This is a genomic window from Brachybacterium sp. p3-SID1565 (genome assembly GCF_025143785.1).
GTDB classification, from domain to species: Bacteria; Actinomycetota; Actinomycetes; order Actinomycetales; family Dermabacteraceae; genus Brachybacterium; species Brachybacterium epidermidis.
On the sequence record NZ_JAMBDS010000080.1, the window covers coordinates 1 to 8067 of the forward strand.

6 protein-coding genes are annotated in these 8067 nt (G+C 66.2%); 1 reads left to right on the forward strand and 5 read right to left on the reverse strand.

Going from position 1 to position 8067, the window contains the following annotated elements; all coding sequences use genetic code 11:
- The 3 genes from M4D54_RS13430 to ngcE form a co-directional block, all read right to left on the reverse strand.
- A partial coding sequence (locus M4D54_RS13430; RefSeq protein ID WP_396121504.1) for a carbohydrate ABC transporter permease occupies positions 1 to 902 on the reverse strand: 902 nt, incomplete at its 3' end.
- Positions 899 to 1825 (reverse strand): carbohydrate ABC transporter permease, encoded by a 927-nt coding sequence (locus M4D54_RS13435; protein WP_193864866.1) that lies wholly within the window; start codon positions 1823 to 1825, stop codon positions 899 to 901. The genes M4D54_RS13430 and M4D54_RS13435, both read right to left, overlap by 4 nt.
- Before the next feature lie 92 nt (positions 1826 to 1917).
- Positions 1918 to 3366: an N-acetylglucosamine/diacetylchitobiose ABC transporter substrate-binding protein gene (ngcE, locus tag M4D54_RS13440; protein ID WP_193864429.1), complete on the reverse strand. Its 1449-nt coding sequence runs from the start codon at positions 3364 to 3366 to the stop codon at positions 1918 to 1920.
- Positions 3367 to 3597: 231 nt separating this feature from the next.
- On the opposite strand from ngcE, the gene M4D54_RS13445 reads away from it, so the two are divergent.
- Positions 3598 to 4434 (forward strand): general stress protein, encoded by an 837-nt coding sequence (locus M4D54_RS13445; RefSeq protein ID WP_193864428.1) that lies wholly within the window; start codon positions 3598 to 3600, stop codon positions 4432 to 4434.
- A 115-nt stretch (positions 4435 to 4549) separates the two neighbouring features.
- Here the strand turns inward: M4D54_RS13445 and tuf are convergent, their stop codons facing one another.
- Together tuf and fusA are read right to left on the reverse strand one after the other, a co-directional pair.
- Entirely contained in the window at positions 4550 to 5737 is a 1188-nt protein-coding gene (gene tuf / locus M4D54_RS13450) for an elongation factor Tu (protein WP_193864427.1), read from the reverse strand.
- Positions 5738 to 5865: 128 nt separating this feature from the next.
- Complete coding sequence (gene fusA / locus M4D54_RS13455; RefSeq protein ID WP_193864426.1) at positions 5866 to 8013, reverse strand: elongation factor G; 2148 nt, start codon at positions 8011 to 8013, stop codon at positions 5866 to 5868.
- Positions 8014 to 8067: the final 54 nt, after the last annotated feature.

Here is an 8067-nt window from a genome sequence, read left to right on the forward strand (position 1 = left end):
CCGCCCTGCAGCTGGCGCTGGAAGATCACGTAGACCACCAGCACCGGGATCACGGTGATCACCACCGAGGCGAACATGCCGCCCCAGTCCACGCGGTAGCCCTGCTGAGCCTGCAGGTTCACCAGACCCTGGGCGAGCACGTGGTTGCTGCGCTCGCGGTTCAGCACCAGCGGGAGCAGGAACTGGTTCCACAGGCCCAAGAAGTTGAAGATCGCGACCGAGGCCAGGCCGGGCTTGGCCATCGGGAGCATGATCTGGAAGAAGGTGCGGAAGTCGCCCGCCCCGTCGATCGCGGCGGCCTCACTGATCTCCTCCGGGAGGCCGGAGAAGAAGGCGTGCAGGAAGAACACGGTGAACGGCAGTGCGAACGCGACGTAGGAGAGGATCAGGCCCACCAGGCCGAGCCTCCCGTCGAGCAGCCCCATGTTGTTCAGCACGAAGAACAGCGGCACCACGGCCAGGAAGACCGGGAACGTGAGACCGGCGATCATCGAGAAGTAGATGAACCGGTTGCCGGGGAAGGGGAACCGAGCCAGCACGTACGCGCACATCGCGCCCAGCAGCATCACGATGATCAGCGCTGAGCCGACCACGATGATGGTGTTGAGGAAGTACTCACCGATCCGGGCCTCGGTCCAGGCGCGCGAGTAGTTGTTCCACTGCATCTGGGCGGGGGGCCCGAAGGGGTCGGTCTGGATCTCGGCGGAGGTCTTGAACGAGGTGTAGACCGTCCAGATCAGGGGCAGGATCACCAGCAGGGCCCATAGACCCAGCACCAGGTGATGGGTGAAGGTCATCCCGCCCTCACGCTTGGCCGCGGGACGATCACGACGGCCCCGGCCGCCGGTGACCTCGAAGGAGGAGGCCCCGCGCGCATCGAGCGAGGAATCGGTGGTGGTCATCGGTCTGCCTTCTTGGGCCGGATCAGGGTGATCACCACGACGGCGACCACCATGGTCACCAGCGCCATGATCACGCCCATGGCGCTGGCCTCACCGAAGCGGCCGTCGGAGAACGCCGTCTGGTAGAGGTGGAGTGAGACCACCTTGGTGCTGTTGTTCGTGCCCCCGTTCGGGGTCATCACGGACACGAAGGTGAAGGCGTCAAGAGCGAAGATGCCCATGTACACCAGCGCGGTGGAGACGCTGTCGCGCACCATCGGTGCGACGATCTGCACGGCGGTGCGGAAGCGGCCGGCGCCGTCGATGCGCGCGGCCTCCAGCACCTCCTGGCCGATGGACTTGATGGCGGCCACGAACAGCACCATGTAGAAGCCCACGAAGGTCCAGATGATCGCAAAGGCCACGGCTGCCAGGGCGTAGCGCTGGTCGCCGAGCCAGGCGGTGTTCACCGCGGGAATGAGCGAGCTGCCGGTGAAGCGGGTCAGCAGGTCGTGCGGGAGGTTCAGCAGGCCGTTCAGCAGACCGCCATTGGGGTGGTACACGAAGTTGAACAGGATGCCGGTGATCACTGCGGGGATCGCGTACGGGAAGAAGCTCACCACCCGGTAGAAGCCCGCGCCTCGCACACCGCGCACGCCCCCACGGGTGTCCCCGCCGATCGTCACCATCACCGCGAGCGCGAAGGCCAGGACGATGGTCACCGTGGGCAGGACCGCCAGCAGCACCAGGTTGTTGCGCAGCGACTTCCAGAACACCGGGTCGTTGAAGATGCGCTCATAGTTGCGAAGGCCGATGAACTCCATGGACGGCGACAGTCCCGACCAGTTCGTCAGCGAGTAGTAGAAGGACTGCACGAACGGCGAGACCACGAACAGGATGTACACGGCCAGCGGGAGCCCCAGGAACAGCAGGAAGAACAGCATCCTCTGCACCGTGGGCACCCGAGGTCGGCGGCGGCGAACGACCTTGTCAGCCGTCGCCGCCGCCTCACCGAGTCCGGAGACCGGAGCTGCTGTCACGAATCGACCTCGAACTTGGTCACGGCGTCGTCCTCGCGCACCCGGTCGATCATGGCCTGCTCCTGCTGGCGCAGGGTCGCAGCGTCGATGTCACCCTTCAGGAAGCTGGTCCAGCTGGTGATGGAGTCCGACCCCAGTCCGTACCAGTCCGAGAAGTTGTAGGTGAAGGTGTTGTCGCCGGCATCGGAGATCATTTTGTTGACCGAGGCCAGCGCGGTGGAGCCGAAGCCGTCCTCGGGCACGGTGTCCTTGACCACGGAGGGCGCCTTGGTGAGCTCGGCGAACTTCGCGCCCTGCTCCTTGGAGAGCATGATGCGCAGGAACTCGGCACCGCCGTTGGGGTTGTTGCCACCGGAGGGAACGAAGTACTGCTCCGCCGCGGTGCCGTGGAACGCCTCATGCGGCATCGAGCTGCCGTCCAGGGACGGCACCGGGGCGCCGGTCATGGCGTAACCCTCGGGGGTGACGTCGGCCTGCTCGTTCTCGATCCAGGAGCCGGAGGGGTAGAACACGGACTTGCCCTGCACCCAGCTGGTCTGGGCGTCGGTGTGCTTGATGCCCTCGCCGCCCGGCTCGAAGTAGCCGGCCGCCACCGCCTCGGCCATGGCGTCGTACGCCTGGACGATGGCGTCCTGCTCGAACGCGCCCTCCTCGAGCTTGTCGATCTTCTTGAGGACCTCGGGACCACCGAACTTGGCGGCCATCGACAGGGCCATCTCCTGATAGTAGTTCGAGGCGTTCTGGCCGCCGTAGGAGAACAGGTAGCGCCCCTCACCCTTGACGGTCTCGCCGAGGGCCATGAGCTCCTCCCAGGTCTGCGGGACGGACCAGCCCTTCTCCTCGAACTCCTTGGCGGAGTACCACAGTGCGAACACCGTATACACGTAGTTCATGCCCAGGAACTTGCCGCTGAACATGCCGGGCGAGGTGACGCCGGGAAGGAGGTTCTCCTCCACCGTGCCCTCGCCGTCCACCATCGGGGCGGCGAGCAGGTCGCCCAGGTCCTGCAGCTGCTGGACCAGGCCGTCGATCGCGAGCTTCTGAGCACCGGAGTTGTCGAACACGTCCGGCGGGTTGCCACCGGCGAAGCGGGGCTGCAGGTCCGGCTGGATGTTGACCGTGCCCGCGACCTCGACGTCGGCGTCGGGGTACATCTCCTTGTACTGCTCACCGGCGGACTCGGCATAGGCAATGCCGTAGCCGCCATCAAAGATCACGGCCTCGACGGGCGCGGCGGCGTCCACACCCAGCGGGTTGTCCTCGGAGGCGTTCTCGCCGGCGAGGGAACCTCCGCCATCCGACTCGTCGTCACCGCCGCCACCGCCGCCTCCGGCGCAGGCTGCCAGGGTTGCCGCCGAGGCACCGGCACCGGCAAGGGCGAGGAAGCTGCGGCGGGATGCACCGAGACGCTCCAGCGGCGTCATCGAAGTGGTCTGCTCGTCCATGAGTCCTTCTTTCGTCTTTGAAATGCGCGATGCGCTGTCGGCGCCGGACACACGGTGAGCACCAGCTGCTCGCCGTCGCGCCGCCTACGCCCAGGGTAACGCCCGCACTGCGCGATGTTGCATGAATGCGCCGCCGAACGATCACGACTTCGTAACTCCCTCCGGCGCGGACCGCACGCGCTCCCAGCCTGCTCCACAGCTGCGAGCAGGTGGCCGGTCTAGCCTGTCGCCATGACACAGCCGAAGAACTCCCCACTGAACTCACAGCTGTTCCGCCTCGAGTACCCGCGGTCCCTGGGCACCTACGCCACCTATGCCGAAGTCCAGGCCGTCGTGGACACCCTGGCCGACAAGCAGTTCCCCGTCCAGCACACCCTGATCGTGGGCACCGACCTCAAGCTGATGGAGCGCGTCACGGGCCGACAGACCTGGGGACGGGTGATCCTGGGAGGCATCCTCAGCGGCGCGTGGATGGGCCTGTTCATCGGCATCCTGTTCGCACTGTTCGCGCCCCAGCCGCAGGTCACGGTGATCTCCTCGGTGCTGATCGGCATCGTGTTCTTCACCATCTGGTCCGTCATCGGCTACGCCGCCAGCGGAGGGAAGCGCGACTTCACCTCGATGACCTCCACCATTCCCATGCAGTACGAGCTGCTGGTGGAGCACCGCCACGCTGATGAGGCGCGCCGCCTGCTGGTGGAGGAGGGGGCCGCCCAGCCCTTCCCCCGACAGAGCGCAGCCCCTCTCCCCCACGCGGAGCTGCCCGGCCAGCCCCCCGAGGGCCAGTCCCACCAGGGCCAGTCCCACCAGGACGTGCTGCACCAGGACGCGCTGCACCAGGGCGGGCCGTCCGCTGACGGCTGGGGGCACACGCAGGCGCAGCCCGGCAGCGACCGGGGCCGACACGCGCAGGGGCGCTACGGGCAGCCCGCGGCGGACGCACCCGCCGACCCTGGGTCCGAGCGCAGCAGGCCCACGAATCGCCGCAGCTTCGGACAGCCCGCCCCGCAGGATCCGGTCGTGCCGGTGCACCCCGAGGACAAGACCCCCGGACAGCCGGAGCGCTGAGCTCCCCGCTGCCGCCCCCGAGCATGCGGCAAGGCCCCGGACCGTATCGGTCCGGGGCCTTCCTCATGCAGCGTCCGCTGGACGCATCACGGATGCGGGGCGCGCCCCGCAGCGATCACTTGGTGATCTTGGTGACGCGGCCGGAGCCCACGGTGCGGCCACCCTCACGGATGGCGAAGCCGAGGCCCTCCTCCATGGCGATCGGCTGGATCAGCTCGACCGACATCTCGGTGTTGTCGCCGGGCATCACCATGTCAGTGCCCTCGGGGAGGGTGATGACACCGGTGACGTCGGTGGTGCGGAAGTAGAACTGCGGGCGGTAGTTCGAGTAGAACGGGTTGTGACGGCCGCCCTCGTCCTTGGACAGGATGTAGACCTGCGCCTCGAAGTTGGTGTGGGGGGTGATCGAACCCGGCTTCACAACGACCTGGCCGCGCTCGACGTCCTCACGCTTGGTGCCACGCAGCAGCAGGCCGCAGTTCTCGCCGGCCCACGCCTCGTCCATCTGCTTGTGGAACATCTCGATACCGGTGACGGTGGTCTTCTGCGCCGGACGGATGCCGACGATCTCGACCTCCGAGTTGATGCCGAGCTTTCCACGGTCCACCTTGCCGGTGACCACGGTGCCGCGGCCCTGGATGGTGAAGACGTCCTCGATGGGCATGAGGAAGGGCTGGTCGAGGTCGCGGACCGGGTCCGGGATGGACTCGTCGACGGCGTCCATGAGCTCCTCGATGGACTTGACCCACTTCTCGTCGCCCTCGAGAGCCTTCAGCGCGGACACCTTGATGACGGGAGCGTCCTCGTCGAAGCCCTGGCCGCCCAGCATCTCGCGGACCTCCATCTCGACGAGCTCGAGGATCTCCTCGTCGTCGACCATGTCGGCCTTGTTCAGCGCGGCGAGCAGGTAGGGGACGCCGACCTGCTTGGCGAGCAGCACGTGCTCGCGGGTCTGGGCCATCGGGCCGTCGGTGGCGGCGACCACGAGGATCGCGCCGTCCATCTGAGCAGCGCCGGTGATCATGTTCTTCACGTAGTCGGCGTGGCCGGGGGCGTCGACGTGAGCGTAGTGACGCTTCTCGGTCTGGTACTCGATGTGCGACACGTTGATCGTGATGCCGCGCTGCTTCTCCTCGGGCGCGTTGTCGATCGTGTCGAAGTCGCGCTTCTCGTTCAGGTCCGGGAACTTGTCGTACAGGACCTTCGAGATGGCGGCACTCAGGGTGGTCTTGCCGTGGTCGACGTGACCGATGGTGCCGATGTTGACGTGCGGCTTGGTCCGCTCGAACTTGGCCTTCGCCATGGTGGTGTCCTCCTAGGACTTCTTATCTCTGGGTACTTCTGGATCGGGATCGGATTCCTGCCCCGGTGGCAGGCTCCGACGGAGAGGAGGGGAGCAGGAGAAAGATCCTACCCGCTCCCCCGGCTCCCTCACTCGCCCCGGGTCTTCGCGATGATCTCTTCCGAAATGCTGGAGGGGACCTCCGCGTAGCTGTGGAACTGCATCGTGTACATCGCACGGCCCTGGGTCTTGGACCGCAGGTCGCCGACGTACCCGAACATCTCCGACAGCGGGACGAGAGCGCGGACGATCTTGACCCCGCTCGCATCCTCCATCGACTGGATCTGACCTCGACGGGAGTTCAGATCGCCGATGACATCTCCCATGTACTCCTCGGGGGTGCGCACCTCGACGTCCATGAGGGGCTCCAGGAGCACGGGCTGGGCCTTGCGCAGGGCCTCCTTGGTCGCCATGGAGCCGGCGATCTTGAAGGCCATCTCCGAGGAGTCCACGTCGTGGTAGGCGCCGTCGATCAGCGAGGCCTTGACGTTGACCACCGGGTAGCCGGCGAGGATGCCCGACTGCAGGGCGTCCTGGATGCCGGCGTCGATGCTCGGGATGTACTCGCGCGGGATGCGACCGCCGGTGACGAGGTTCTCGAACTCGTAGAACACGCCCTCCTCGGCCTCGGTCAGCGGGGCGTAGGTGATCTGCACCTTGCCGAACTGGCCGGAGCCACCGGTCTGCTTCTTGTGCGTGTAGTCGAACTTGTCGACGGTGCGCTTGATGGTCTCGCGGTAGGCGACCTGCGGCTTGCCGATGTTCGCCTCGACCTTGAACTCGCGGCGCATGCGGTCCACGAGGATGTCGAGGTGCAGCTCGCCCATGCCCTTGATGACGGTCTGGCCGGTCTCCTCGTCCAGCTCGACCTGGAAGGTGGGATCCTCCTTGGCGAGCTTCTGGATCGCGACGCCGAGCTTCTCCTGGTCGCCCTTGGTCTTGGGCTCGATGGCCACCGAGATGACCGGCTCCGGGAAGCTCATGGACTCCAGCTGGATCGGCGCGGAGGGATCGCACAGGGTGTCACCCGTGGTGGTGTCCTTCAGGCCGATGAACGCGTAGATGTGGCCCGCGAAGGCCTCCTCCACCGGGTTCTCCTTGTTGGAGTGCATCTGGAACAGCTTGCCGACGCGCTCCTTCTTGCCGGTGGTCGCGTTGAGGATCTGATCGCCCTGCTTGACCTGGCCGGAGTAGACGCGCACGTAGGTGAGCGCACCGAAGAACGGATGCGAGGCCACCTTGAAGGCGAGCGCTGAGAACGGCTCGTTCCAATCGGGCTTGCGGGAGAGCTCCTTCTCCTCGTCCTTGACGTCGTGGCCCACCATCGCAGGCACGTCCAGGGGCGAGGGCAGGTAGTCGATCACGCCGTCGAGCACGGGCTGGACGCCCTTGTTCTTGAAGGCGGAGCCGCAGAAGACGGGGTACGCCTCAGAGCTCACGGTGAGCTGACGGATGCCTGCCTTCAGCTGCTCGACGGAGAGGTCGCCCTCCTCGAGGTAGGCCTCCATGAGCTCCTCGGAGCTCTCGGCGACGTCCTCGACCAGCTTGGCGCGGTACTCGTCGACCTTGTCCTGCAGCTCGGCCGGGATCGGGATCTCACGCTGCCACTGGCCCAGGGCCGGATCGCCCTTCTTGGCGCTGATGGCGGGCAGGTCCTCCTCGAGGGTCTCGGGCCACTCGTAGGCCTTCATCTCGACGAGATCGACCACACCGCGGAAGTCGTGCTCCGCGCCGATCGGGACCTGCATCACCAGCGGCTTCGCCTTGAGGCGATCCACGATGGTGCCGACGGTGAAGAAGAAGTCCGCACCGAGCTTGTCCATCTTGTTGACGAAGCAGATGCGCGGGACGTCGTACTTGTCGGCCTGACGCCACACCGTCTCGGACTGGGGCTCCACGCCCTCCTTGCCGTCGAACACCGCGACGGCACCGTCGAGCACGCGCAGCGAGCGCTCCACCTCGACGGTGAAGTCCACGTGGCCGGGCGTGTCGATGATGTTGATCTGGCTGCCGTGCCAGTAGCAGGTGGTCGCGGCGGAGGTGATGGTGATGCCGCGCTCCTTCTCCTGCTCCATCCAGTCCATGGTGCCCGCACCGTCGTGCGTCTCGCCCATCTTGTAGTTGACACCGGTGTAGAACAGGATCCGCTCGGTGGTAGTCGTCTTGCCGGCGTCGATGTGCGCCATGATGCCGATGTTGCGGACCTTCGTGAGGTCACTGAGCACTTCAAGTGCCACTGGCTTGTGCCTTTCTGGAGAACTGGGTCTGGTCGACAGATCCGGGAAGCCGGT

What these genes read in the sequence shown, in the direction of transcription:
- M4D54_RS13445 (WP_193864428.1), top strand. Translation starts at nt 3,598, where the DNA reads ATGACACAGCCGAAGAACTCCCCACTGAACTCACAGCTGTTCCGCCTC.
- ngcE (WP_193864429.1), bottom strand. Translation starts at nt 3,366, where the DNA reads ATGGACGAGCAGACCACTTCGATGACGCCGCTGGAGCGTCTCGGTGCA.
- M4D54_RS13435 (WP_193864866.1), bottom strand. Translation starts at nt 1,825, where the DNA reads ATGCTGTTCTTCCTGCTGTTCCTGGGGCTCCCGCTGGCCGTGTACATC.
- tuf (WP_193864427.1), bottom strand. Translation starts at nt 5,737, where the DNA reads ATGGCGAAGGCCAAGTTCGAGCGGACCAAGCCGCACGTCAACATCGGC.